27 protein-coding genes are annotated in these 26,303 nt (G+C 50.1%); 12 read left to right on the forward strand and 15 right to left on the reverse strand.

Annotation, left to right across the window (positions count from 1 at the left end):
- Positions 1-53 precede the first annotated feature (53 nt).
- From E0E47_RS03910 to fmt, 7 genes are read left to right on the forward strand one after another with little or no spacing between them, the layout of a single operon-like run.
- The gene (locus E0E47_RS03910; RefSeq protein ID WP_008625341.1) at positions 54-710 is read left to right on the forward strand and encodes a LysE family translocator; all 657 of its coding nucleotides are present in this window, start codon (positions 54-56) and stop codon (positions 708-710) included.
- A 4-nt stretch (positions 711-714) separates the two neighbouring features.
- Positions 715-1,260 carry a DUF4924 family protein gene (locus tag E0E47_RS03915; RefSeq protein ID WP_008625344.1) on the forward strand — a complete coding sequence of 182 codons (546 nt, stop codon included), beginning with the start codon at positions 715-717 and terminating at the stop codon, positions 1,258-1,260.
- 19 nt (positions 1,261-1,279) lie between these two features.
- Positions 1,280-2,140, forward strand: coding sequence for a dTDP-4-dehydrorhamnose reductase (gene rfbD, locus E0E47_RS03920; RefSeq protein ID WP_172604648.1), 861 nt, complete (start codon positions 1,280-1,282; stop codon positions 2,138-2,140).
- A gap of 18 nt (positions 2,141-2,158) precedes the next feature.
- On the forward strand, positions 2,159-3,724 hold the full coding sequence (locus E0E47_RS03925; RefSeq protein WP_008625348.1) for a peptide chain release factor 3: 1,566 nt from the start codon (positions 2,159-2,161) through the stop codon (positions 3,722-3,724).
- A 22-nt stretch (positions 3,725-3,746) separates the two neighbouring features.
- The gene (locus E0E47_RS03930) at positions 3,747-4,316 is read left to right on the forward strand and encodes an L-threonylcarbamoyladenylate synthase (RefSeq protein WP_008625350.1); all 570 of its coding nucleotides are present in this window, start codon (positions 3,747-3,749) and stop codon (positions 4,314-4,316) included.
- A gap of 12 nt (positions 4,317-4,328) precedes the next feature.
- Complete coding sequence (locus E0E47_RS03935; protein ID WP_130892943.1) at positions 4,329-6,128, forward strand: chloride channel protein; 1,800 nt, start codon at positions 4,329-4,331, stop codon at positions 6,126-6,128.
- Between the two features lie 11 nt (positions 6,129-6,139).
- Positions 6,140-7,120 (forward strand): methionyl-tRNA formyltransferase, encoded by a 981-nt coding sequence (fmt, locus tag E0E47_RS03940; protein ID WP_130892944.1) that lies wholly within the window; start codon positions 6,140-6,142, stop codon positions 7,118-7,120.
- Between the two features lie 269 nt (positions 7,121-7,389).
- Here fmt and E0E47_RS03945 read toward each other — a convergent pair whose 3' ends face one another.
- From E0E47_RS03945 to proS, 7 genes are all read right to left on the reverse strand, one after another.
- The gene (locus E0E47_RS03945; RefSeq protein ID WP_130892945.1) at positions 7,390-8,481 is read right to left on the reverse strand and encodes an ABC transporter permease; all 1,092 of its coding nucleotides are present in this window, start codon (positions 8,479-8,481) and stop codon (positions 7,390-7,392) included.
- Between the two features lie 24 nt (positions 8,482-8,505).
- The gene (locus tag E0E47_RS03950; RefSeq protein WP_130892946.1) at positions 8,506-9,594 is read right to left on the reverse strand and encodes an ABC transporter permease; all 1,089 of its coding nucleotides are present in this window, start codon (positions 9,592-9,594) and stop codon (positions 8,506-8,508) included.
- 59 nt (positions 9,595-9,653) lie between these two features.
- A complete protein-coding gene (locus E0E47_RS03955; protein WP_130892947.1) occupies positions 9,654-11,123 on the reverse strand; it encodes an ATP-binding cassette domain-containing protein in 1,470 nt (489 codons plus the stop codon).
- A gap of 6 nt (positions 11,124-11,129) precedes the next feature.
- The gene (locus tag E0E47_RS03960; protein ID WP_130892948.1) at positions 11,130-12,110 is read right to left on the reverse strand and encodes an HlyD family secretion protein; all 981 of its coding nucleotides are present in this window, start codon (positions 12,108-12,110) and stop codon (positions 11,130-11,132) included.
- A gap of 7 nt (positions 12,111-12,117) precedes the next feature.
- Complete coding sequence (locus E0E47_RS03965; RefSeq protein ID WP_130892949.1) at positions 12,118-13,371, reverse strand: TolC family protein; 1,254 nt, start codon at positions 13,369-13,371, stop codon at positions 12,118-12,120.
- A gap of 8 nt (positions 13,372-13,379) precedes the next feature.
- Positions 13,380-13,994: a TetR/AcrR family transcriptional regulator gene (locus tag E0E47_RS03970; protein ID WP_040602564.1), complete on the reverse strand. Its 615-nt coding sequence runs from the start codon at positions 13,992-13,994 to the stop codon at positions 13,380-13,382.
- A 205-nt stretch (positions 13,995-14,199) separates the two neighbouring features.
- Complete coding sequence (proS, locus tag E0E47_RS03975; protein ID WP_008625368.1) at positions 14,200-15,681, reverse strand: proline--tRNA ligase; 1,482 nt, start codon at positions 15,679-15,681, stop codon at positions 14,200-14,202.
- Between the two features lie 114 nt (positions 15,682-15,795).
- Between proS and E0E47_RS03980 the strand changes: the two genes are divergently transcribed.
- On the forward strand, positions 15,796-16,524 hold the full coding sequence (locus tag E0E47_RS03980) for an OmpA family protein (protein ID WP_008625369.1): 729 nt from the start codon (positions 15,796-15,798) through the stop codon (positions 16,522-16,524).
- An 8-nt stretch (positions 16,525-16,532) separates the two neighbouring features.
- Entirely contained in the window at positions 16,533-17,207 is a 675-nt protein-coding gene (gene mtgA, locus E0E47_RS03985; RefSeq protein ID WP_008625370.1) for a monofunctional biosynthetic peptidoglycan transglycosylase, read from the forward strand.
- Here mtgA and E0E47_RS03990 read toward each other — a convergent pair.
- Complete coding sequence (locus E0E47_RS03990; RefSeq protein WP_418809975.1) at positions 17,200-18,069, reverse strand: N-acetylmuramoyl-L-alanine amidase-like domain-containing protein; 870 nt, start codon at positions 18,067-18,069, stop codon at positions 17,200-17,202. The genes mtgA and E0E47_RS03990 overlap by 8 nt on opposite strands.
- Before the next feature lie 76 nt (positions 18,070-18,145).
- Between E0E47_RS03990 and E0E47_RS03995 the strand changes: the two genes are divergently transcribed.
- Genes E0E47_RS03995 through E0E47_RS04005 form a run of 3 tightly spaced genes read left to right on the forward strand, consistent with a single transcriptional unit; the run spans position 18,146 to position 21,041 of the window.
- On the forward strand, positions 18,146-19,402 hold the full coding sequence (locus tag E0E47_RS03995) for a type IX secretion system plug protein (protein WP_130892950.1): 1,257 nt from the start codon (positions 18,146-18,148) through the stop codon (positions 19,400-19,402).
- An 11-nt stretch (positions 19,403-19,413) separates the two neighbouring features.
- Entirely contained in the window at positions 19,414-20,370 is a 957-nt protein-coding gene (locus tag E0E47_RS04000; protein WP_130892951.1) for a D-2-hydroxyacid dehydrogenase, read from the forward strand.
- A 29-nt stretch (positions 20,371-20,399) separates the two neighbouring features.
- Positions 20,400-21,041 carry a trimeric intracellular cation channel family protein gene (locus E0E47_RS04005; RefSeq protein WP_172604750.1) on the forward strand — a complete coding sequence of 214 codons (642 nt, stop codon included), beginning with the start codon at positions 20,400-20,402 and terminating at the stop codon, positions 21,039-21,041.
- Between the two features lie 5 nt (positions 21,042-21,046).
- Here E0E47_RS04005 and E0E47_RS04010 read toward each other — a convergent pair whose 3' ends face one another.
- From E0E47_RS04010 to E0E47_RS04040, 7 genes are all read right to left on the reverse strand, one after another.
- On the reverse strand, positions 21,047-21,406 hold the full coding sequence (locus tag E0E47_RS04010) for an MmcQ/YjbR family DNA-binding protein (protein ID WP_130892953.1): 360 nt from the start codon (positions 21,404-21,406) through the stop codon (positions 21,047-21,049).
- A gap of 12 nt (positions 21,407-21,418) precedes the next feature.
- Positions 21,419-21,688, reverse strand: coding sequence for a PqqD family protein (locus tag E0E47_RS04015; RefSeq protein ID WP_130892954.1), 270 nt, complete (start codon positions 21,686-21,688; stop codon positions 21,419-21,421).
- Positions 21,685-22,179, reverse strand: a complete 495-nt coding sequence (locus tag E0E47_RS04020; RefSeq protein WP_130892955.1) for a S24/S26 family peptidase — start codon at positions 22,177-22,179, stop codon at positions 21,685-21,687. The genes E0E47_RS04015 and E0E47_RS04020 overlap by 4 nt, the downstream gene beginning before the upstream one ends.
- The gene (locus tag E0E47_RS04025) at positions 22,176-23,051 is read right to left on the reverse strand and encodes a hypothetical protein (RefSeq protein WP_130892956.1); all 876 of its coding nucleotides are present in this window, start codon (positions 23,049-23,051) and stop codon (positions 22,176-22,178) included. The genes E0E47_RS04020 and E0E47_RS04025 overlap by 4 nt, the downstream gene beginning before the upstream one ends.
- A gap of 6 nt (positions 23,052-23,057) precedes the next feature.
- Complete coding sequence (locus E0E47_RS04030) at positions 23,058-23,561, reverse strand: hypothetical protein (RefSeq protein WP_232038319.1); 504 nt, start codon at positions 23,559-23,561, stop codon at positions 23,058-23,060.
- Positions 23,562-23,581: 20 nt separating this feature from the next.
- A complete protein-coding gene (locus tag E0E47_RS04035; protein ID WP_008625412.1) occupies positions 23,582-24,442 on the reverse strand; it encodes a sigma-70 family RNA polymerase sigma factor in 861 nt (286 codons plus the stop codon).
- Positions 24,443-24,593: 151 nt separating this feature from the next.
- A complete protein-coding gene (locus tag E0E47_RS04040) occupies positions 24,594-25,844 on the reverse strand; it encodes a 6-bladed beta-propeller (protein ID WP_130892957.1) in 1,251 nt (416 codons plus the stop codon).
- Positions 25,845-26,303: the final 459 nt, after the last annotated feature.

Below are 26,303 nucleotides of genomic sequence, written 5' to 3' on the forward strand. Positions count from 1 at the left end.
AGAACGGACTTTTCTTTATAGTCTCATGAAAAAATGCCAATTTTGCACCTATTATGTGGTTTGAACCGGTTAGTACATTAGATTTAATCATAAAGGGATTGCTCATCGGCGTGGTGGCATCCGCTCCCATGGGACCTGTCGGAGTGCTTTGCATCCAACGTACACTGAACAAGGGGCGTTGGTATGGTTTCGTCACAGGAATCGGAGCAGCTTTCAGCGACATCATATATGCTTTGATAACGGGATTCGGAATGAGTTTCGTGGTAGACTTCATTGAAAACAAAGACAACATGTTCTACCTGCAGATGGCGGGCAGCATCATGCTCTTCTTTTTCGGATGGTACACTTACCGTTGCAATCCGGCGAAATCCATCCGCCCGACTTCTCCCCGTAAAGGCACGCTTATACACAATATGGTGACCGGTTTTCTGGTCACGTTTTCCAACCCACTCATCATCTTTCTGTTCGTGGCGTTGTTCGCCCGTTTCACCTTTGTCGTCCCTGACCACGTGGTACAGCAATCCTTAGGTTACTTGTCCGTGTTCGTCGGAGCCATGATATGGTGGTTCGTCTTGACTTATTTCATAGACAAAGTGCGCAGCCGTTTCGATGTCAAAGGCATCTATTTGCTGAACAGGCTCATAGGAGTGGTTGTCATTGTGGCCTCTATCGTGGGGCTTGCCGTCACGCTGACCGGTTTATCGTTATAAATATATGTATATAGCCCAACAACTGAAAGAAAAAAACATTGCCGAATACCTGCTTTATATGTGGCAGGTGGAAGATATTCTCCGTGCCCACCACTTGGATCCGGATGAACTCAAACAGAACTATCTGGCACAGTTCAGAGCCACGGAGGAAACGGAAAAAGAAATGGAAGAATGGTACAGCCATCTCATCCGCATGATGAAGGAAGAAGGCATACAGGAGGGTGGCCACCTGCAAATCAACCGGAACATCATCCTGTGGCTCACCGATTTGCACAACCAACTTTTGCAATCTTCCAAGTTCCCATTCTATACGTCTGCTTATTACAAGGCACTCCCTTACATTGTGGAACTTCGCAATAAGGGCGACAAAAAGGACATACCGGAATTGGAAAACTGTTTCGATGCCCTCTACGGCGTGATGTTGCTCCGCCTGCAACACAAACCGATAAGCGACGAGACCGCCAAGGCCGTGGCCGACATCACCAAACTTTTGGCCATGCTGTCCGACTATTATAAACAAGATAAAGCAGGCGAATTGAAATTTGAATGAACAAAAGGAAACAAATGATATGAAAAATATTTTAGTAACAGGTTGCAATGGCCAATTGGGCAATGAAATGCAGCTTTTGGCTACCGGGTATCCGGAGTTCAATTATTTTTTCACAGACGTGAAAGAGTTGGACATCACCGACGAAAATGCCGTAAAGTCATTCGTCAAGACGAACGGCATTGACTGCGTCGTGAATTGTGCGGCTTATACGGCTGTGGACAAAGCCGAAGCAGACGATGCTTTCTGTAACATACTGAACCACATTGCTCCGGGATATTTGGCTAAAGCAGTACATGAACAAGGCGGCTGCATGATACAGGTTTCTACGGACTACGTGTTCGACGGAACTACACACATCCCCTACCGCGAGGAAGAACCGACATGCCCGGCTACGGTATACGGCCGCACCAAGCTAGCAGGAGAAGAAGCCGTCATGCGGAACTGCCCTGAATCGGTCATCATCCGCACGGCATGGCTCTACTCCACTTTCGGCAACAACTTCGTCAAGACCATGTTGCGGTTAGGCCGGGAAAAAGAGAGTCTCGGGGTCATCTTCGACCAAATCGGCACGCCGACTTACGCACGCGACCTGGCGGCGGCCATCTTTGCCGTACTGACACAAGATTTCGTTCCCGGAATTTACCATTTCAGCAACGAGGGAGCTATCTCATGGTACGACTTTACCAAAGCCATCCACCGCATAGCCGGCATCACCACCTGCAAGGTGCGCCCGCTCCATACGGAAGAATATCCCGCACCGGCGGCACGGCCCCACTATTCCGTACTCGACAAAACCAAAATCAAAGAGACTTACCACATCGACATTCCCTATTGGGAAGACTCGCTGGCCGAGTGTATACAGAAATTAGAACAGAATTAAACCGACGCATCGAGACGTATGAATGAAATAGAAAGAAGAAGGACTTTTGCTATTATTTCCCATCCGGACGCCGGAAAGACCACACTCACCGAAAAATTATTGCTCTTCGGCGGGCAAATCCAAGTGGCCGGAGCAGTCAAGAACAACAAAATCAAGAAAACAGCTACCAGCGACTGGATGGAAATCGAAAAACAACGCGGTATCTCGGTCACGACCTCTGTCATGGAGTTCGATTACGGGGATTATAAGGTGAACATCCTGGACACCCCGGGACACCAAGACTTTGCAGAAGATACATTCCGAACGCTGACAGCGGTAGACAGCGCCATCATTGTCGTAGACAGTGCAAAAGGCGTGGAGGCGCAGACCCGGAAACTGATGACGGTATGCCGTATGCGCAAAACGCCGGTCATCATCTTCATCAACAAGATGGACCGTGAGGGAAAAGACCCCTTCGACCTCTTGGACGAGTTGGAACAGGAATTACAGATTAAAGTACGCCCGCTCTCATGGCCCATCAACCAAGGACAGCGCTTCAAAGGAGTGTACAACATCTACGAGCAACGCCTCGACCTGTTCACGCCCGACAAGCAAAAGGTAACGGAAAAGGTGGAAGTGGACATCCACAGCGATGCACTCGAAAACCACGTAGGCGATGCCGATGCAGAAAAGTTACGCATGGACCTGGAACTGGTAGACGGGGTTTATCCGTCATTCGATGTAAACACTTACCTGAATGGCGAAGTGGCACCTGTTTTTTTCGGGTCGGCCTTGAATAACTTCGGTGTGAAAGAGTTGTTGGACTGCTTCGTAAAGATAGCTCCCAGCCCACACCCCATACAGGCGGAAGAACGCATGGTGCGCCCGGAAGAGCCGAAGTTCAGCGGCTTCATCTTCAAAATCACAGCCAACATCGACCCGAACCACCGTTCGTGTATCGCCTTCTGCAAGGTATGTTCCGGCAAGTTCGTGCGCAACGCGCCTTACCTGCATGTACGCCAAAACAAGACGCTGCGCTTTTCTTCGCCCACACAGTTCATGGCTCAAAAGAAGAGCACCATCGACGAGGCTTGGCCCGGCGACATCGTGGGACTGCCGGACAACGGCATATTCAAGATCGGCGACACGCTGACCGAAGGAGAGATGATACATTTCCGCGGACTGCCGAGTTTCTCTCCCGAAATGTTCAAATACATCGAGAATGCCGATCCCATGAAGACCAAGCAACTGAACAAGGGTATCGAACAGTTGATGGACGAGGGCGTGGCACAGCTCTTCGTCAACCAGTTCAACGGACGGAAAATCATCGGTACGGTAGGACAGTTGCAGTTTGAAGTGATACAATACCGCCTGGAGAACGAGTACAATGCCCAATGCCGTTGGGAACCCGTCAGCCTGTACAAGGCGTGCTGGATAGAAAGCGATGACGAAGCACAGTTGGAAGCCTTCAAAAAGCGCAAGTACCAGTTCATGGCCAAGGACCGCGAAGGCCGCGACGTTTTTTTGGCCGACAGCAACTACGTTCTCCAGATGGCACAGAGTGACTTCGAGCACATCAAATTCCATTTCACTAGCGAATTTTAAAGTTTAAACCAAACCAACGGACATGAATAGAGAAGAAGACATCAGACAGGCAGTAGAAGTCATGCGCCGGGGTGGCGTCATCCTCTACCCTACGGACACGATATGGGGCATCGGTTGCGATGCCACCAACGAAGAGGCGGTACGCCGTGTGTACGACATCAAGAAGCGCGACGACAGCAAGGCACTCATTTGCTTGGTAGACTCCGACCATCGGTTGCAGCGTTACGTAAGCGACGTGCCCAACGTGGCTTGGGACTTGATAGAATATGCCACCCGTCCGCTCACCATCATTTTCGACAAGGCCAAGAACTTGGCCCCCAACCTGTTGGCCGAAGACGGCAGCGTGGGAATACGCGTCACCCGTGAAGAATTCAGCCGAGAGTTGTGTTACCGTTTCCAGAAAGCCGTCGTGTCCACCTCAGCCAACGTGAGCGGCGAGCCTTCGCCGGCTTGTTTCGATGACATCAGCGACGAGATAAAAAACGCGGTAGACTACATTGTGCAAAGCCGCAGGAAAGAAAAGACAAAAGCAGCTCCCAGTAGCATCATCAAATTGCGTCCGGACGGCGAAGTGACCATCATCAGGAAATAAGCGGAAGGAGCTATGAACGCGGTAAAAAGGAATTTCACATTTTTCGAACGCCTGTTCATCTGGCGGCGGATGAATTTCAGCGAACAGAAATTCATCCTGATAATTAGTTTGGTGGTCGGTGTACTGACCGCTTTCGCCGGACTCTTCCTGAAATGGCTCATCCATCAGATACAATACCTCCTGACCTACCGTTTCGATGCCACTGGTTCCAACGCCCTTTACCTGGTGTATCCCGTCATCGGCATTTTCCTGACGGGACTGTTCGTCCGCTATGTCGTAAAGGACGACATCAGCCATGGTGTCACCAAGATTCTCTTCGCCATCGCACGCAAACAAAGTAAAATCAAGGTCCACAACACCTGGTCAAGCGTCATAGCCAGTGCCATTACCATCGGGTTCGGAGGTTCCGTAGGGGCAGAAGCCCCCATCGTGCTCACCGGTTCGGCCATCGGCTCCAATCTCGGACGCCTGTTCCGCATCAACAGCAAGACCCTGATGCTTTTGGTGGGTTGCGGAGCGGCAGGTGCCGTGGCAGGCATCTTCAAAGCCCCGATTGCCGGGCTTGTATTCACCCTCGAAGTCCTCATGATAGACCTCACAATGGGAGCTTTGCTGCCTTTGCTGATTTCATGCGTGACGGCGGCCGGAGTGACATTCGCCGTATCGGGTACGAACACTATCTTTGAGTTCCATCTGCAAAACGGATTCGCCGTAGACAAAATACCGGCCTACATCCTTTTGGGCATCTTCTGCGGACTGGTATCGCTTTATTTCACCCGCACGATGAACTCACTGGAAGACATCTTCCGCAAATATTCCAATCCTTACGTCAAGCTCCTCATCGGCGGAGCCACGCTGAGCATCCTTATTTACCTTTTCCCTTCGTTGTACGGAGAAGGCTACGACCTTATCAACCTGCTGCTGAACGGGAACGGCGCGAAAGACTGGGACACGGCGATGGACAGTTCGCTGTTCTACGGACACGGCAACCTGTTGTTGCTTTACCTGGCGTTGGTACTTATCTTCAAAGTCTTCGCCTCCACGGCCACCAACGGTGGCGGAGGTTGTGGCGGTATTTTCGCCCCCAGCCTGTTTTTGGGTTGTATCTCAGGCTTTATTTTCGCCCGCCTTTGGAACTTCTACCGTTGTCTGGGCATTTACTTGCCCGAACGGAATTTTGCCATGATCGGCATGGCGGGACTGATGAGCGGTGTCATGCACGCCCCACTGACAGGCATATTCCTTATCGCGGAACTCACCGGAGGCTATCAGCTATTCATGCCCCTGATGATCGTATCCGTCTGTGCCTACCTGACCATCATTTCTTTCGAGCCCCACAGCATCTATTCCATGCGTTTGGCCAAGAAAGGCCAGTTGCTCACGCACCATAAAGACCGCGCCATACTCACGCTGATGAGTCTCGACTCGGTTATCGAGAAATACGACGAATACCTGTATCCGGACATGGATTTGAGCGAATTGGTAAAAACCATCTCGGCTTCGCGCCGCGACGTGTTCCCGGTGGTGGACCGCCAGCACCGTCTGGTGGGTATCATTTATCTGGACGATGTCCGCCCCATCATGTTCCGGCAGGAATTGTACCACCGTTTCCAAATCGGCCAACTGATGAAAGAGCCGGTGGCTCGCCTGAACATTGACGACTCCATGGACGTAGTGCTGCTCACGTTAGACAAGACTCAGGCTTGGACGCTCCCGGTAGTAGACACGGAAGGCACGTTCATGGGCTTCATCCGCAAGTCGCACGTGCTGACCCTTTACCGTAAGACCCTGGCCGACTTATCCGACGACTAAAAACTAAAGACATGAAAAAGAAAGAAGATTTGAGAATTGTATATATGGGCACACCGGAGTTCGCGGTGGAGAGCCTGAAATGCTTGGTAGAAGGAGGTTACAACGTGGTCGGTGTCGTCACCATGCCGGACAAACCGATGGGCCGCCACCAGGACGTACTGCAAGCCAGCCCCGTGAAACAGTACGCTGTGGAACACGGCCTGCGTATCTTGCAACCGGTCAAGCTGAAAGACGAAACCTTTGTGGAAGAACTCCGCTCCCTACGTGCCGACCTACAAATCGTGGTAGCTTTCCGCATGTTGCCCGAAGTAGTGTGGAACATGCCTCCCATGGGTACATTCAACCTGCATGCGTCGTTGTTGCCGCAATACCGTGGGGCCGCCCCCATCAACTGGGCCGTCATCAACGGCGAAACGGAAACGGGCATCACCACGTTCTTCCTCAAACATGAAATCGACACCGGCGAGGTCATCCAACAAGTGCGCATCCCGATTGCGGACACCGACAATGTGGGCGTGGTGCACGACAAACTGATGGAACTCGGCGGCCGGTTGGTAGTGGAGACGGTAGACCACATCTTGGCCGATGCCGTCCGCCCCATACCGCAAGAAACGATGGCAGTGGAAGGCCCGTTGCACCCGGCACCGAAAATCTTCAAGGAGACGTGCCGGATGGATTGGCAGAGCAAGACGCTCAAGCAACTGTATGATTTCGTACGCGGCTTGTCGCCCTACCCTGCCGCGTGGAGCGAGATGAAGGACGAAGCCACAGGCAAGGTTTATACCCTTAAAATATACGAAACGGAGAAAGAGCCGTGTGCGTGCCACGAACCGGCGGGCACTGTCGCAAGTGACGGAAAGACCTACCTGAAAGTGGCCGTAGACGGAGGTTACCTCCGCCTGAAGGAAATCCAACTGACGGGCAAGAAAAGGATGCGCACAGAAGACTTCCTGCGGGGTTTCCGTATGCCGGAAAATCTCCTCATGCTATAGAATCCGTAAAGGAAATTCAACGCCCGAATCGTTCGCCGCAGAACGGAAAATCAATCTCAGGAGATTGAAAAATCGTTCGCCTGAGATTGAAAAATCGTTTGGCGCAGAAAAAAACAACGCCTTGCAGAGATTGACACATTTCCTGCAAGGCGTTTTTATTCCACTGTATTACAATGATTTACCAAATTAAAACCCACAAGTTTCCCACGACTCGTTTTTGTAAATCATTCGGCATGTCATCTATCGCCGTAGATGACCGGCACGGGCTATCAGGCATTTGTCTTCCGATAACTCCACACGGCTACTCCGGCAAACACCGACATGAAACACAGCATCTTGCCGAACTGCGGCCACAAGTCGGTCAGCCCGCATCCCTTCAGGAAAATCATACGCATGACCTGAATAAAATAGGTCAACGGATTGAAAGCCGCTATCCACTGCGCCCAGTCCGGCATGCTGCGCACGGGGGTGAACAAGCCACTCATCAGGATGAATACCATCAGGAAGAAAAACATGACGAACATGGCCTGCTGCATCGTGGCAGAATAATTGGAAATAACCAACCCGAAACCCGACATCGTAAGAATGTAAATGCACGAGAAGAAATATATCAGCCACAAACTGCCTGACGGCACAATGCCGTAGAGCACGGCGGACAACACCAAGCCGATAGACAGGACCACCAGCCCCACAATCCAGTAAGGCACCAATTTAGCCAGGATGAACACGAACTTGTTGAGCGGCGTGACGTTCAACTGTTCAATCGTGCCCACCTCTTTTTCGCTCACGATATTCAATGCAGGAAGAAAGCCGCAAAGCAACGTCAGCATCATGATGAGCAAAGCCGGTACCATGAACACTTTATAATTCAGATGCGGATTATACAAGTTAAGTACGGACAAACGGGCCATACCCGTGCCTCCCAATTCCTGATTCACGAAATCGTTTACCACCGTAGAAAGGTAAGAACTGCCCAGTCCACCTTTGGTTCCGTTGATGGCATTGGCCGAAATCTGAAGTTCCACGGGGCGCCCCGTGCCTAAAGATTTGGCAAAGTCACGCGGAATCTCCAGAATGACATCCGCCTCTCCGCGCTCCACGCTCTCCAATGCACGGCCGTAATCCGGTGCGTTCTCCACCAAATTGAAATAATCCGTGGAAGCCACTTTCTCCACCAGACGGCGCGACAAGGCAGAATGGTCCAAGTCTACCACAGCTAGGTTGTTGTACTTGATTTCAAGATTGGCTGCCCACGGCATCAGAATCATCATCATGCAGGGAAACACCAAAATGAGCCGGGGGATGATGGGATTCCTCCGCATTTGCTTGAACTCCTTTTCTATTAAATATTTCAGTACCATAAGTTTTCCTCTTTTACGTCCGTATTATTCTAGCCTTTCCTTGAATTTCTTCAAGCTCAGCCCGATGAGCAAAGCCGCCATGCCGGACAGTATCAACGCCTCATGCCATACGGCGGCCATGCCCAAGCCTTCTATCATCACCTTCTTCACGGCCTGTATGTACCACCTTGCCGGAATGATATTGGAAATCCACTGCAGGACAGCCGGCATGCTCTCTATGGGAAAAATCATGCCTGAAAGCAACATGACAGGCATCATCAGTCCCATACCCGACACGATCATGGCCGCCACTTGGTTTTGTACCACACATGAAATGAGCAATCCCAACGACAGAGCCACCGCAATCAGAAGGAGGCTCAGGAAAGACAGCGTCCAGAGGCTGCCCTCCACCGGCACATGCAGCACGTAGACCGACAGCAGCAATATCGTGGCCAGATTGACGCAAGAAAGTACCAAGTAGGGTACGGCCTTGGCCAGAATGATAAAAATAGGCCGGATGGGCGACACCAACAGGACTTCCATCGTACCGGTCTCTTTCTCTCGTACAATGGAAATGGAAGTCATCATCGCGCAAATCAGCATCAGTATCAGCCCCATCACGCCGGGTACGAAATTATAGGCACTCTTCATCTGAGGATTGAACAAGAGGTGCGTCTGCACCTCCAATCCGGCTTGCTGTCCTTCCTGCAGGGCTTGCCCAATGATGCCCTGCACATAAGCGGACATCATATTCCCCGTATTCGGATCCGTAGCATCCACCACCAGTTGTATACCGGATTCACCCGTACGCAAGCTTTCATCAAAGTCAGGCGTGAAAGCCACCACGATGTCCGCTTCGTCATGCCGGAACACGGACTCTATCTCAGAAGCCGATGATAAATATCTTACGACTGAGAAATAACGGTTTTCATCTATCCGCTCCGTAATACGCGTTGTGACGGCATCTTTCGACGGGTCGAGCACTGCCACACGACTGTGGTTGATTTCCGTAGTAATGGCAAAACCGAACAAAATGATTTGCAACACCGGCATGCCCAACAATATCAGCATCGTCCGCCTGTCGCGGAAAATGTGGAAAAACTCTATCTTGATAAAAGCCCAAAACTGTTTCATCTTTATTGAATAATTTGATCACGCTCGGCAGACACCGAACAAGTTCGGTCTGCGCTCTCTTACCCGCAAATTTCTGCATTACGTGTGGCCTCACGGGCCAAACGGTGAAACACTCCATCCATGTCTTTTTCTCCGAAAGTACGTTTCAAGCCTTCGGGCGTATCCAATGCCCGTATCTTTCCGTCCACCATGATGGACACTCGACCGCAAAATTCGGCCTCGTCCATATAGTGCGTTGTGACGAAGATGGTGATACCTTGGTCGGCTGCCTGATAGATCAGTTCCCAGAACTGGCGTCGCGTCTTAGGGTCGACCCCTCCGGTCGGTTCGTCGAGAAACACGATGTCCGGACGATGGAAAGTAGCCACAGAAAAAGCCAACTTTTGTTTCCATCCCAAGGGCAACGACTTGACCATCGTGTTCCGCTCTGCTTCCAGTCCCAACGTATGCAGCACTTCGTCCGTGCGACGGGCTATCACCTCGTCCGAGAGTCCATAAATACCGGCAAACAGGCGAATGTTTTCCCACACCTTCAGGTCGTCGTACAACGAGAACTTCTGGCTCATGTAACCGATATGTTTCTTGATTTCTTCCTGTTGGGTGTTGATGTCGAAACCGGCCACGCGCCCCGTGCCCGACGTGGGATAAGACAAGCCGCACAGCATGCGCATGGCTGTGGTCTTGCCTGCCCCGTTCGCCCCGAGGAAACCGAAGATTTCGCCTTTCCCCACACGGAAGGAGATGTGGTCTACAGCCGTGAACGTCCCGAACCGTTTCACCAAATCGTGCACCTCGATGGCACATTCCGACTGGGCTCCGGCCGGTTCGCGTTGCAAGCCCGGCGGACACAGGATACCGGCAAACCGTTCCAACATGACGGTGGGGGTATCTATCCCCTTGACCGCACCGCCGTAGAGGAATGCCATACGGTCGCAACTCCGTATCTCGTCGAGATAAGGTGTAGAGACGATGATGGTGATGCCTTCCCGCTTCAGCCGCCGCAACATTTCCCAAAATTCCTTGCGCGAGACAGGGTCTACCCCTGTGGTCGGCTCATCCAATAACAAAACCACCGGTTTATGAATCAACGCACAGCTCAAAGCCAGTTTCTGTTTCATTCCGCCGGAGAGTTTCCCTGCGCGGCGGGTCTTGAACGGCTCGATCTGCTTGTATATGTCTTCCACCAGATGGTAATTCTCACGTACAGACGTACCGAACAACGTGGCAAAAAAGTCCAGGTTCTCCTCCACCGTCAGGTCGGGATACAGGGAAAACCGACCCGGCATATAACCGACGCAAGCACGCAACTTGCGGTAGTCCCCCACAACGTCCTGCCCGTCCACCGTAATCCGCCCGCTCTCCGGACACAGCAAAGTGGCCAACATGCGGAACAGCGTGCTTTTCCCGGCTCCGTCCGGTCCTATCAGTCCGAAGATTTCTCCGGGTCTGACCTCGAAAGAAACGTCGTCCAAAGCCCGTACGCTGCCGTAATGTTTGGACACGCCCTCTACCTTCACAATGGATTCCATGACACCTTAGTTGAATTTGACTTCGCCATACATGCCCAACTTCAGCAAGCCGTCGTTTTCCACGGCTATTTTCACAGCGTACACCAGATTCGCCCGTTCGTCACGCGTCTGTATGGTTTTAGGCGTAAATTCGGCTTGTCCGGATATCCACGTGATTTTTCCCTTGTATTCCTTACGGTCTTCCGCTCCATAATCAGCGTAGACTTTCACCGCCTGCCCCAATTTTACCGCAGAGAGTTGGTCGCCACCCACATACGCCCGCAAAAAGACATGCTTCATGTCCGCCACTTTAAACAAGGGTTTGCCTTGAGCCGTCACTTCGCCCCGTTCCGCATACTTCGTCAGCACCGTACCGGAAATAGGACTGACGATACGGCATTTCTCCAGTTGGTCTTCTGTCTGCCGTATCTGTATCTCTGCGGCATCCCCTTCTTCCGTCACGCCTTGGTTGCCGAGATTCAAAGTAGACAGCTGGGCTTCCAACTGCTTTTTCAGCACGGCCAGTTGCGACTCCACGTCGTCCACCTGCTTTTGCGTACCGGCATTCTGCGCCAACAGGTTCAGGCTGCGCTTTCTTTCCAGTTCGGCCTTTGCAATCTGTTCCCGAGTGGCAGCTACCTGCTTGGCCACATCCGCCCTACGGCTACCGATGGAACGCATTTGGGCTTCCAGTTGGCACTTTTTCAGGTGAAGTTGCACGGAATCCACATATCCCACCTGTTGCCCCAACTCCAACACATCGCCTTCTTCCAGATTCAATGCCATGATTTTGCCGTTGGCTTCGGAAGACACGATGACTTCCGTGGATTCGAAGATTCCTGTGGCGTCGAAATCCGTGTCTGCCCCGCTGCACGCCGCAAACAATCCCAACAAGGCCGCGCCGCAAATGTCCCGGGCTCCCCGTTTGAATCCATACTCCGTCTTTCCTACGGCGACCGGACTGTCCAACCCGCCCCGCCATAACTTATTCCAAATGTCCATATTCATTCTACTTTTAATGATTCATCGTATATTTGATATCATATAAGGCTTGCAAGCGTTGTATCTCATGCAGGGCCTTGGCCTGCTTGGCCTGATCTTCGGCCGTCACTTCACGCAACATTTCCGTCACGGTGAGCGTGCCGTTCGCGACCTTGGCTTCGGCCGACTTCCGGATGTTGGTGCGTAACCTTATCAACTCGTCGTCATTCTTCATCAAGGTATCTATCTTCTCCACCGTACGCCAATGCTGCGCCGCCTCCATCCGGTTGTTCAAGCGGAATACAGCCTCCTGCACGTCGATGTCATCGCGACTTGCAGCCAACAGCCTTTTGTCGTTCTTCCGCGTGTACAAGTCGCTGATATTCCAACTCAACCGTAGTCCGGCAATGTAATAAGGTTCAAACCCTCCTTTCAGCATGTTCAGCCCGGGGTCGCCGTAGGCTCCTTGGGCGAATACTCCCAACTTGGGCATATAACGGGCTGTCAAACCTTTCTCCTGTACGGACAACTGCCGCCTTTGCGATTCATAAAGCGACAATTCCGGCCTGCGGTTTTCCTCCAACGGCTCCACAGTGGCAGACGGCTTGACCAACCGTTCCGCATCAATCCCTTTCCGGCCGGTCAGCAATCCCAACACCTCGGCATATGCTTTACGATTGACACGTAGCTCACCCTCTGTCTGCCGGGCATTCAACTGTTCCACCGCTACGGCATCCAGATCGGCCTGATTGGCTACCCCTTGCTGCATGCACGCACTCACTTGGCCATGGTTGCGTGCCAACTGGGCTTGCAACAAGGCGTTCTGTGCCAACTGGGCATCTATGAGCAACATGCCGAAGAATAATTGGTTCACCCGGTCGTCCAAGGCATAAAGGTTTACTTCCAACTGTCCCTTCTGCACCTCGGATTTGGCCCGGGCCTCCTCTTTACGGTTACGTACGGCTCCCCCGTCCCAAATCGTCTGGTTCAGCTCCAATACTAGTTGATACTGGTCCTTGTCCAAACCGAACTCTACCCCCGGAATACTAAAGGGCATCTTCGTCACGTCCGACTGATATGAAGCCTTTCCCGAAAAGCTCAGTTGGGGAAAATAACTTTTCGTGGCATTCTCCACGGTGAAATCCTTTGTACGCTCAATCAAATCGAACTGCCGTACCAAAGGATAGTTCTCCCGCGCTGCACGATAACACGCCTCCAACGTCAACTGGGCACTCAGCGTCCCCTGCAAGGCACACATTCCCATGGCCCATACCCAAAAACGTTTCATAGTCTTTATCATTTTCTTAACCTGCTTAATATCATCTCCACGTTCTCTTCCCGGCGACGCGCCACGAACAAGCGCACGTCCTCTTCGCTCATGCCGAATGCCTCGCGAGCTACCGGCAGACCTACAAACGACATGATATTCAACGAAACTATGGAAAACAACAAATCTGCCGTCCCCATAGCCCGTATCTCCCCACGCTTCAAAGCACGCTCCATTTCGTAAGATAATTTCTGCCGTGTCTCAGCGACAGCCTCCAACAGGATAGGCAAATACATACGGCGACGCTCCTCGTTCAGGTGGATTTCATTCAGTAGAAAAAGTGGAAGCCTCGGGTTGGCTGCAATGAAATCGAAATGCGTCCCAATCAAGTCTTCCAACTGCCTTAAAAAAGGCTTTCCGTCCTCAAATGTGGCACACAAGGAACGCGACATGACCTGCACCTTCTCCTGGAATATCCGTTCAAACAGTTTCTCTTTCGTCCGGTAGTAATAATGTAGCATGGCATGCGTCACGCCTGCGGCCTGCGCAATATCGGTTGTTTTGGCCAACGCAAAGCCTTTGTCGAGAAACTCCTTTTCAGCAGCCTGCAAAATGGCCTGTTCTGTATTGTCTTCCTTCTTCATAATAACATTTATGTTTAACATTATTGTTAATTACTGGGCAAAGATAGAGATTTGCATGAAGAGTGCAATAAAAATTCCGGAAGAAAGCTTATCGTTTAACTAATATTACCACCTGTTAAACCTACGCAAACAAGAGTGGCCACGAACTTCCCCTGAGAAAAAGTCCGTGGCCGCCAACAACCATGAAAACAAAAAAATATCGCTCTTAATACGAACGGGCAATCAGTACACGGCATTTTGCCGGTTTCCCGCTCACCATATCCACACCCGGAGTCTGCTCGAACTCAAACGGCACGCAACGGATAGTGGCTTGCGTGTCTTCTTTGATTTTTGCCTCCGTTTCGGCCGTGCCGTCCCAATGGCAAAGGAAGAAACCGCCTTCTTTTACGCGCTCCTTGAATTCTTCGTAATTGTCACATTCATAAATATGAGCATCACGATAGGATTTTGCCTTGGCGTAGATGTTATCTTGTATTTCGTCTAACAAAGTCTTTACATAGTCCTCGATGCCGTCGCACGTACGGGTTTCCTTCTCCAACGTGTCGCGTCGCATGACCTCTACCGTATTATTCTCCAAATCGCGCCCTCCCATGACCAAACGCACCGGCACACCTTTCAGCTCATAATCGGCAAACTTGAAGCCGGGACGCTTGTTGTCGGCATTGTCATACTTCACGGAAATGCCCAATGCACGAAGACGGGCAACGATGCCTTCCACTTTTTCGTCGATGGCTTTCAGCTGTTCCGCATTCTTATATATAGGAACAATGACCACTTGAATGGGAGCCAACTTCGGCGGCAATACCAAACCGTTGTCATCGGAATGCGTCATGATGAGCGCACCCATCAAACGGGTGGACACTCCCCAGGAAGTAGCCCAGGCATATTCCAACTTATTGTCTTTATTGATAAACTGCACATTAAATGCCTTTCCGAAGTTCTGTCCCAAAAAATGCGACGTACCGCTCTGCAAAGCTTTCCCGTCCTGCATCATGGCTTCGATGGTATAAGTGTCCAAAGCGCCGGCAAAACGTTCCGTCTCGCTCTTCACGCCCTGCACGACGGGCACGGCCATGTATTGCTCGGCAAAATCGGCATATACTTTCAACATCTGCTTGGCACGTTCCTCAGCTTCTTCACGCGTGGCATGTGCCGTATGTCCTTCTTGCCATAAGAACTCGGCCGTGCGGAGGAAAAGCCGGGTACGCATTTCCCAACGCATCACATTGCACCATTGGTTGCAAAGGATGGGCAGGTCGCGGTAGCTCTGAATCCAATTTTTATAAGTATTCCAAATGATAGTCTCGGAAGTAGGACGGATAATCAGCTCCTCTTCGAGCTTGGCCGCCGGGTCTACCACCACGCCGGTCTTGTCCTCGTTGGTCTTCAAGCGATAGTGCGTCACCACGGCACATTCCTTGGCAAATCCCTCTACATGTTCGGCCTCTTTACTCAGAAACGATTTAGGAATCAGCAGCGGGAAATAAGCGTTTTGCACGCCGGTCTCCTTGAATTTATCATCCAATACCCGCTGCATCTTCTCCCAAATGGCATAACCATAAGGCTTTATCACCATACATCCTCTTACGTCCGACTGTTCGGCCAAATCGGCTTTCACCACCAATTCGTTATACCATGAAGAATAATTCTCACTTCTTTTGGTCAAATCTTTAAGTTCCTTAGCCATAATCAATATCTATAAACAGTTTGCAAAATTAGCAAAAAGTTTCCTTTTCATGCGGCTATTCGGTAGAAAATATCTAATTTTGCTCATGATTTAAAAATTCAAAAAGTTATAACTATGAAAGGATTGAAGTTTTGCGCACTCGTACTGAGTGCAGGTATGCTTTTAAGCAGTTGTGGAGGAAACATGAACAATACCGGCAAGGGGTCACTGATCGGTGCCGGCGGTGGTGCTGCGTTGGGTACATTGATTGGAACCTTGGCATCCAGCAATAAAGGCAAAGGAGCCGGAATCGGTGCTGCTGTGGGCGTAGCCGTGGGTGCAGGTGTAGGTGCGTTAATCGGAAAGAAAATGGATAAAGCCAAAGCTGCGGCGCAACAAGTGGAAAACGCGCAAGTGGAAAGCGTAACAGATGCCAACGGCTTGCAAGCAGTGAAAGTAACGTTCGACTCTGGTATCCTGTTCAACACCAGCAGTTCGGCTTTAAGCAGCAATGCTACCGCTTCATTGGCCAAATTTGCTAGCACGGTATTGAATGTAAACAAGGACATGGACGTGGCGATTAAAGGGTATACCGACAATCAGGGATGGAAAAACAGCACGGCAGCCCAAAGCGTGCAAAAAAATATGGACCTGTCATTGCAACGGGCTAATTCCGTTTCCAATTACCTGAAACAATGCGGAGTCTCGTCTACACAGATAACTTCGGTGGAAGGTTTGGGAGAAGCTGACCCCGTAGCCGACAACAGTACGGCTGCCGGACGCGAGCAGAACCGCCGTGTGGAAGTTTATTTGTACGCCAGTGAAAAAATGATTCAGGAAGCCCAAGCTCAGGCAGGCAACTAATCGGAAAGATGAAAAAAATCCAGAAACTGATTCAATGGATTGTACTCTCGTTCTTCGGGAGTACAATCTTTTTTGTTATCCTCTACCGTTTTGTCCCTGTACCTGTTACCCCGCTCATGTTCATCCGCTGTGCACAACAGGTCGGACGGGGCGAAAAAATCAGATTGAAACACCATTGGGTTCCTTTGGATGAAATGTCCAAATACTTACCCGTAGCCGTCATGGCTTCCGAAGACCAACGGTTTCTTCAGCACCACGGTTTTGATGTAATAGAAATCCAAAATGCCGTGGAAGAACGTATAGCCGGGAAACGCAGACGCGGGGGTAGCACCATCAGTCAGCAAACTGCCAAAAACGTGTTTTTATGGCCGACTTCCTCTTGGGTCAGAAAAGGACTGGAAGCATACTTCACGGCTTTAATCGAATTATGTTGGAGCAAACAACGGATTATGGAAGTCTACCTGAACTCCATCGAAATGGGCGACGGCATATATGGCGCCGAAGCCGTGGCACAACAACATTTCGGGCGTCCTGCCGAGAAACTTACGCGTGCCAACTGTGCATTGATAGCCGCCACATTACCCAATCCGCTTAAATACAGTTCCAAAGACCCGTCACGGTACATGCTGAAACGGCAGACGGCCATCATGCGGCAAATGAAACACATCGACCTGTTCAAATGACACGTACCACCCGCACTCCTAATTGGGAGGGGTGTTTCTTCATGTACTCGCTCAATGTCATGGATTCCAATACCACTTTCTTATGGATACTGGAAGCATTAAGCAAGTGAAGGCTTCCCTTCTGCCACACGGCCAATCCCAAATGCGATGTGTCCAACCCTTTCTTTCGGGTCACGATAGCTAAAATATCTCCATCGTGAATCGCCCCCAACACGCCTTTCCCCTTGTCCAACAGCGACAAAGGCACGTACCTCACTGAAACACCTTCCAACTTTTGTTCATTTTTGCGGATACGGCTTATCTCGCTTGTCTTTCCTTTCAACATCGGATACGCACCTGGATGCGTACTCATATAATCCAAACGCAGACGTTGTACGGCAATGAAAGGCCGATAACCCTCGCTTTTTTCTCCTTTTATTTCCTTCACGATGCCCTGCCTTTCATTACTCGCTATCCATTCGCTAAAATAATGGTTACGGGAAGAATAGCCGTTCAACTGCCCTCCGCTATAACGTATTTTTTCCAGATTCCGGCAAAAAGAAACAAATGTGGGATGCTCTTCTCTTACGGCCAGAGTCAAAGCCACCACATTCTCGACCAACGTCGTACAGTCCAACTGACGTAAATTGACAACCAACTCTTCGGCCGGATTTACTTCGAGAGTGGAAGCCACGTAAGGCACCCCGATGAATTGCTCCGCAAAAAACAAAGTCAGGTTTGTTCCTCTCGTTTGTTTTTTTCCGGCATCAAGGAGTTGCACCACTTTCAACGAATCTTCTTTCGTATAAGTCAGTGCCGACAGGCTTAATGGACACATCATCGCCCCTCCGACGAACAGTCCTAACATTCGATGTGACATCATATCATTTTAAAAGGTTGCAGACAAAGTTAAGATAAAAACCTGATAAGGCATCCGAAAAAAAGCGTAATTTTGCAGTATGAAAAAGATAACCGTACTCTTAAGCCTGCTATGTTGTGTATCGGCAACAACTGCACAACGGCATGAAATCCTGGACCGTCAACTGCACACCCTGCAAGTCGTCGTAAATGACGACCCGTTGCAGCCTCCCATCATGAACTTGGGGGGGGGGAATCATCTGGAAATCGGTTTCGACGAGTTCTCACACGAATACCACCGCTATATATATAAGGTGGAACATTGCAATGCAGACTGGTCCCCATCGACAGAAATCTTTGAATCCGACTACATGAACGGGTTCAACGGGGAACCGATAGAAGACTACGAGAAAAGCTTCAATACGACCGTGCTTTACACCCATTACTCACTACGGATTCCGAACGAAAACATTTCGCTCAAGTTGTCCGGCAACTATAAACTCACGGTCTACAACGACGAGGGCGACGAACCTGTCCCCGTCCTTACGGCCTGTTTCAGTCTGGTGGAACCGGGCGTAGGAATAGGAGCTACCGTCAGTACCAATACGGACATAGACTTCAACAAATCCCACCAGCAAGTGGATTTCTCCGTCAACTACGGGTTGGTAAAAGTCATCGACCCACATCGTGAACTGAAAACCGTAGTGATGCAAAACCGCCGGTGGGATAACTGTGTGGTCAATCCCAAGCCCAACATCCAGGCTGCCAATAAGATTGAATTCACGCACAACCGCCAACTGATTTTCCCGGCAGGTAACGAATACCACAAATTCGAGATTCTGGACGTACATGTCCCTACACTGAACGTAGACCGGATGGAATGGTTCGACCCGTATTACCACGCCACGCTCTATCCCAATCAAACCGCCCGGAATTATCTGTATGACGAAGACCAAAACGGTGCCTTTATCATCCGCAACAGCGACGACGAAGACGTGGCCACCACTTGCGACTATGTATTCACGCATTTCACCTTGAAAAGTCCTCAACTGCCCGGCGGAGAAGTCTACCTGAACGGAGAATGGACTTACAACCGCTTCATCCCCGAATACCGCATGACATACAACCGGGAAACACAGGCCTACGAAGCCACCGCCCTCCTGAAACAAGGATATTATAATTATAATTATCTCTTCGTGCCGGACGGTGACACCCAAGGAAACAGCGGACGGACGGATGGGAACTTTTATGAGACGGAAAACGAATACATCATCTTGGTATACCATCGCCCTAACGGAGGGCGTTACGACAAACTGGTCGGTTACCGCCGCATGAATTTCAAGATTAACGGAAAATAAAACAGAAACCTATGAAAATAACTGTATTAGACGGCTACGGCTTAAACCCCGGCGACCTTTCCTGGGAGCCTATCGCACAATTAGGAGAACTGACAGTGTTTCCACGGACTTCGGCCGAAGAATTTTATGCACACGCCGAAGGAGCAGATATCTTGCTAACGAACAAGACCCTCATCACAGCTGAACACCTCGACCGTTTGCCGGATCTAAAATATATCGGCATATTGGCTACGGGCTACAACGTGGTAGATACCGAAGCTGCCCGCAAACACGGGATTCCCGTTTGCAACATCCCGGCATACAGTACCCGTTCGGTAGCCCAAATGGTCTTCGCCCTCCTACTGGCCATTACCAACCGCGTGGAACATTATGCCGAAGAAAACCGTAAGGGACGTTGGAGCCGCAATACGGACTTTTGCTATTGGGACACGCCTCTCATGGAACTGTCCGGTAAGAAAATGGGTATCGTGGGACTCGGGCATACCGGCATGGCTACCGCACGCATAGCCTTGGCTTTCGGCATGGAAGTATATGCCTGCACCTCCAAAAGCCCTCTTCAGTTGGGTACCGACATTCGGAAGTCCACAATGGAAGAGCTGTTCTCCGCATGCGATGTCATCAGCCTGAACTGTCCGCTCACCCCGGAGACCCACCATTTGGTGAACCCGCACACCTTGGCGCTCATGACACCGGGAGCCATCCTTATCAATACCGGACGCGGCCCGTTAGTGGATGAAGAGGCGGTAGCAGAAGCCCTTAGAAACAACACCCTTGCCGCATACGGTGCAGACGTGACAAGCACCGAACCGCCATCGGCAGACCATCCCCTGCTTTCAGCCCCTAATGCCTATCTTACCCCGCATATCGCTTGGGCCACACGGGAAGCCCGCCTGCGGCTCATGGGCATTTGTGAAGAAAACATCCGTGCATTCCTACAAGGTAAACCGCAAAATGTCGTAAATCCATGACAGAATATATCCTGCATCTCCTGCAAATGATGGGGACGACCCTCCGGTTACCGGTTTCATTCGTCGTGATAGAATTTATCGGTACAATGGCATTCGCCATTTCGGGCATCCGACTGGCTTCGGCCAAACAATTTGACTGGTTCGGCGCATATATCGTAGGTACGGCCACGGCTGTCGGAGGCGGTACGATACGTGACATCATGTTGGGCATCCCCCCGTTCTGGATGACGAACCCCGTGTATATCATCTGTTGCGGCCTGTCCCTGCTTTACGTCATATTGTTCGGAAAGAAAATCATCCGGCAAAAGAGCACCTGGTTCATTTTCGACACCATCGGCTTGGCTCTATTCAATATCACGGGGTTGGAAAAGACGCTGAACATGGGATACCCTGTCTGGACAGCCGTCATCATGGGGTGCGTCACAGGTGCCGCCGGAGGCGTCATCCGAGACATACTGATTAACGAAGTGCCGCTCGTTTTCCGCAAAGACATTTATGCCATGGCCTGCATTGCCGGCGGTATTACGTATATCTTAGGTTATTCCGTGGGACTTCAGGCCGAAGTCAATGCCATCCTTTCCGCCATCATCGTCATATCCATCCGTACGTTGGCCGTAAAATACCATTGGCAACTCCCCATACTGAAAGGTGAAGACCACAAGGAGGAATAAGTCCGTTATTCCTCCTCCTTCAACTGATCACGAAGCTTGCGGGGCAACTTCTTTACCACCTCATTGTATGAATGGTCTATCAGGCTACGTATCAAGGCATCGGGCACGTCGCCATGCGTAATAGCAATCTGATTCCAATATTTCTTGTTCCAATGCCATGCCCCCGTAATCCCCGTGTAATGCTCACGCAACTCTATGGCATACTCCGGATCGCACTTCAGGCAAAACCAATCCACATTGTCCAAACCGATACTGGCAAAAATCTTATTCATGACCCGGAAGACCAACGTGGTTTCATCGAAAGGGAAATCTTCTGTCGCATGAGGCTTACTGAGGCAGTATGCCCTGATTTGTTCTACATCCATAACTCCGTCCGATTAGGCCAACAGCCCGATTTCTCTCCATTTGGCAAGCACCTGCGCCACGTCCTTACGGGCCGTCTCCTCGTCCACCTCATACGCCTCCAACAGGGAGGATACCAGTCCATCTTCGCTGATTGCTTCTTTTCCCACAGCTTGTTTCCACAAGAAAGCCGCTGTTTCATTCAGCGAAATAATCTTGCTGAAATCGATATTGTCCATCCCATGCGACAGAATCACATGTTCCCCACAAATCTCACGCAGTTCAAAACCTTCCTTGATTCTCATTTTAGCCAATTTGATAATTTAAGATTAATCCTATATATGTATAACAAATAACGGCGCACAGGCAGAAGCTTGTGCCACATCCGCACGCGACGTTGCAGGCGTGGGTCGGATGCCGGTATCGTCTTGCCCCGCCGGATATAGTGCGTGACAATCCCGACTATATCCTCCTTGCAACAAATCTCTTTGTGCCTCAGGTTACCGTCCCCCATCATCACCACGACATCTCCGTCAATCTCTATGATACGATGCAAGACATATTTATCCGGCGAAAATTCGGCCAACACGGCATCGCCCACTTTCAAATCCGTGAACGATGCCAAACGTACCTTATCCCTGCAATGCTCCAAAAAGGGACGCATACTGTAACCTTTTACATTGATAGTCACCGTATGCCCCTCACGGATAGCTTCTTTCACCTGTCCCAACAACACGGCATTAGGAACTTCCATCCGGCGTACCGCCATTCCGTCCATATTCTTCCTCTTGTTCATCGTCCCGTCAATGTATGAAAACTCAGCCTGGCCGCTTCTTCATCCGGCCTGCATCCCAAAAGGTATATCGGCGAAAGGCGGATGATGTCCGAAATGGTGTCGCAATGCGCCGAATGAATACGGCGGTCCCATTTCATGGTCGACACGGACGGCAAGAGCGAGACAAAACTTTCCAATACGCTTTCTTCCCGTATCGTGTTTTCCGGGCATTGCCGCAACTGTACAAAAGCTCCCACCGGCGCAGACACCCTGCGGTAACAAGGTGTTTTCCCGCTCCAGGGAGAACCGTAGACATGAACCGTCCCCTCCACCACTCTCACCACCGGATTGTCATCGTTCATCAGGTCGGAGCCCGGGATGTGGCTCAACCACAACCGTGTATGCGTACTCTTCCCCGTCCCGCTCTTGCCCAGAAACAAATATCCCCGGCCGTCATTGCGGATTACGGAAGCATGCATCAGCAACGTGGCATACGGCGCGGAAGCAAAGGCATACACCAACATGAGGGCATTGTTCAACCCGAACTTACGCCCTACCTCGCTCTCTGCCACCAAAGCAGCCGTACAATCCGAAAAATCTGCATTAGCCTGCAATAAACAACACAAGTCCTTTTTATCATCGCAGATTTCAAACTGGTAACTCCCGTCCGGCAGGCGGTAAACCCCGAAGTTGTTGCCCCCGCAATCGAACTGCCCGACTTCTTCTCCCGTCACCGGCCAACGAAAAGCATCATCTACCGAAAGACTGAAAAGCAGATTGCCTTCTTCTTCGCTCACAAAAGGCGAAAAAGAAGGCAATAAACTGCTATCATTTCCTGCATCGCAGAAAACAATCCGGCACAGATGCCCTGCAATATTATATTGGTATTCCATCTGTTTCTATTTTTCGGGCTTGTCCTTAGAAGCCTTACGACGCTTTTCCTTTTTCGTCGCCTTGGGTTCGGCGGACTCCGGCACAGCTTTGACCGGCGGCTCGTAAACAGGCGATTGGAACTTGAAGCTTCCGTCTGTCAACTCTTTCAGCATCACGCTTCCGTCGCTGCCATACTGCTTCCTTATCTTATCATATTCTTCCATCAGCTTGCTCTTTTTCGTATGGAAAAATACTGCACACGTAGAATTCGGCATTTGCTTTACCGCTTCCAGATAGGTCTGCAACTGGTCACTGTATACCGCACGGTCCATCAGAAAATCGTACTTCGTCTCGATATAAGCGCTGTCCAATTGTTGGATGTCTGTAATATATACCACAGAATCCGTGAAAGAAGCCGAAAATCCGAAGATATACACCGTAGCCCGTTCCACCTTTGCAGACAGAGACATCCCTACGTATCCCAACACACAGGCCAATACCCCCCAATATTTAAAGTTAAAGTTCATCATTCCACCTTTTCCGCACGGCATCAGCCGAGATAAGACTTCAATAATTTACTCTTGGTGTTCTGACGCAAACGCCGGATGGCCTTTTCCTTAATTTGGCGCACGCGCTCGCGCGTAAGGTTGAACTTGTCCCCGATTTCCTCCAACGTCATTTCCTGGTGGTTGATACCGAAAAACATCTGGATAATCTCTTTTTCGCGTTCGGAAAGCGTGGACAACGCACGGTCAATCTCACGCGCAAGAGATTCGTTGACCAACGTACGGTCCGCCATCGGAGAATCGTCATTGACCAATACGTCCAACAAACTGTTGTCTTCTCCTTCCACAAACGGGGCATCCACCGAAATATGGCGTCCGCTCACTTTCAAGGTATCGGAAATCTTGTCTACCGGAATCTCCAACTCGTCGGCAAGTTCCTCCGGACTCGGACGGCGCTCATTCTCCTGCTCGAACTTGCTGAATGCCTTACTTATCTTATTCAACGAACCAACCTGGTTCAAGGGCAAACGTACGATACGGCTCTGCTCCGCCAAAGCCTGAAGAATGGACTGGCGAATCCACCACACCGCATAACTGATGAACTTGAATCCACGGGTTTCGTCGAACTTCTCAGCAGCTTTTATCAAGCCTAAGTTGCCCTCATTAATCAAATCCGGCAAACTCAGCCCTTGGTTCTGATACTGTTTGGCCACTGAAACCACGAAACGCAGATTGGCACGTGTCAGTTTTTCGAGTGCTACACGATCACCTTTGCGAATGCGCTGTGCCAATTCCACTTCTTCTTCCACTGTAATCAGGTCCTCACGGCCGATTTCCTGCAAATACTTGTCAAGCGAAGCGCTCTCACGATTGGTGATACTTTTGGTAATCTTTAACTGTCTCATTCTCCTACTACATATTAAACGCACAAAGTTACCAAAAAAATCCGGATTAGGCCGTAAATATTTGCATAAATATTAATCGGCCTGCCCGGATTTCCGCTTTAACCAAGCCCGAAACCCGACCTTCTGTCCGTCCCGGAGCACCGTGACACGTTCATTTGCTCCTTGATTTGTACTTGTGAAAGAACAACACCGGATTGGAATCTCCCTTTATCCCCATCAGTTTTTCATACTCGTCTATTTTCGGATTCAGGTGTCCTTTGTCGATAACGTCCTCAATAAAATAGGGAATAAAATCTACGCGCAGGACGGACAGGACGCCTTCTTCATCGCTGTAACACATGTCCAAGGGAATATTGTTGTTCTCGAAGAGATAGTCGTCCTTAAAGGATGGCGCAACCCAAGTCTCTTTCGTCTTTACATCGTGAAGTAAATACATGATTTCGTCTCCTTTCCTATATTGAAATGAGACCATTCCGTCCAACTCCACAAAACGCGAAATGCAGAATATACAATCCTCCTCATGCAAATCGGAGACATTATAATTAAACTCTTCCCCCGGGCCGCAGTCACTGATGAGTTTTTTCATCCGTTTCTTTGAAACAAAATCCTCACTTTTCACTACACAATACGGCTTGATTCCCTCTTTTGTGACAGCCATAATCGTATCGGAAAACAATCCCACATACTTAGGCGCATCCGTATTTTTAGAGTAAAAGAAACTAAAAGGTAATCTCAAAGGAAAATTCCACCCCCGGTTGTAATCGTCGGCCTTCAGGCAGGAAGCTATTTGCGTTCCAGTCTTCCCATCTATTTCTTTCAACAGGTAATTTTCAGAATCTGCATCCAAAGACGTACGGTCCACGTACAGTTTTCCGCCAAGATACAGCATGCTATAACTCCTATATCCGTTCCGTTTCGTTTTTATGGAAGAGATGTACCCATTGGTACGAAGGTCGTATTTATGAGCCATATCCAAAGCATCGTCCCACAGATAAATAACGCCGTTTTCACGGTCTATGGAAAAATCTGAAAGTTCCCAATATTCCCCGTGCCCCCGGCCTTGGTGTCCTATCTGCCTTAGGAAAGAGCCGTCTCGCCGGAATACGTACAAGGCCGGGACTTTATCATCCAAAATATAGATATTGCCTTCATATATATCTATGGCAGAAACGTCCTGAATAATACATTCCGGACAGGTTTCCAATACTATCACGTCCGGCTCTTCCAATATGGAAGAATACAGCAACGCATCCTCTTGTTTGGCCTTGTCGATGTCTACCACCTCTACATCACGATTCTCCCCTACCGGAACATCCGCGCCACGCCCTTTCTTTCCCCCGCATGCCGCCGCCAACATCAACAGCACAGCCGCCCCCGATACCATCTTACCGATCTTCCTCATAACTACCTATTTATAAAGTGACCTACAAAGGTATATAAAACACAAAGCCGCAGCAACCGGTTTCTCTCTTACATTCTTCACTCCGGATTTTCGCAGGTCTTTGACGTGGCAGAGACAAAACTATCATCCTGCCATCCTCTACACATTTTTACTGACAAAACGAAAGTCCTTATCCATCTTTCCGGGATGAAAAACCACGTGTTCCGCACATTTTAGAATTAAATCAAATACATCTTTTTACACTTCAAGCCCGTTATTTTGTTTTTTTAATCCAAAACACGCGTCAATCTCAGGCGAACGAAAATTCATTCGGCTGAGAAAACAATTTTTTTCTCCGCAGATTTTGGAGACGGCCTCCGCTTATCGGCCGAAAACCGTCCTGAAAACGAAGTCCGGACAGGCTTTTGAAGCCCGTTTTTTCTCTATTTGGCACGTTCCCGTCGCCAAAAGAAAGATGTC

The organism is Paraprevotella xylaniphila YIT 11841 (assembly GCF_900683745.1).
In the GTDB taxonomy this organism is placed as follows: Bacteria; Bacteroidota; Bacteroidia; order Bacteroidales; family Bacteroidaceae; genus Paraprevotella; species Paraprevotella xylaniphila.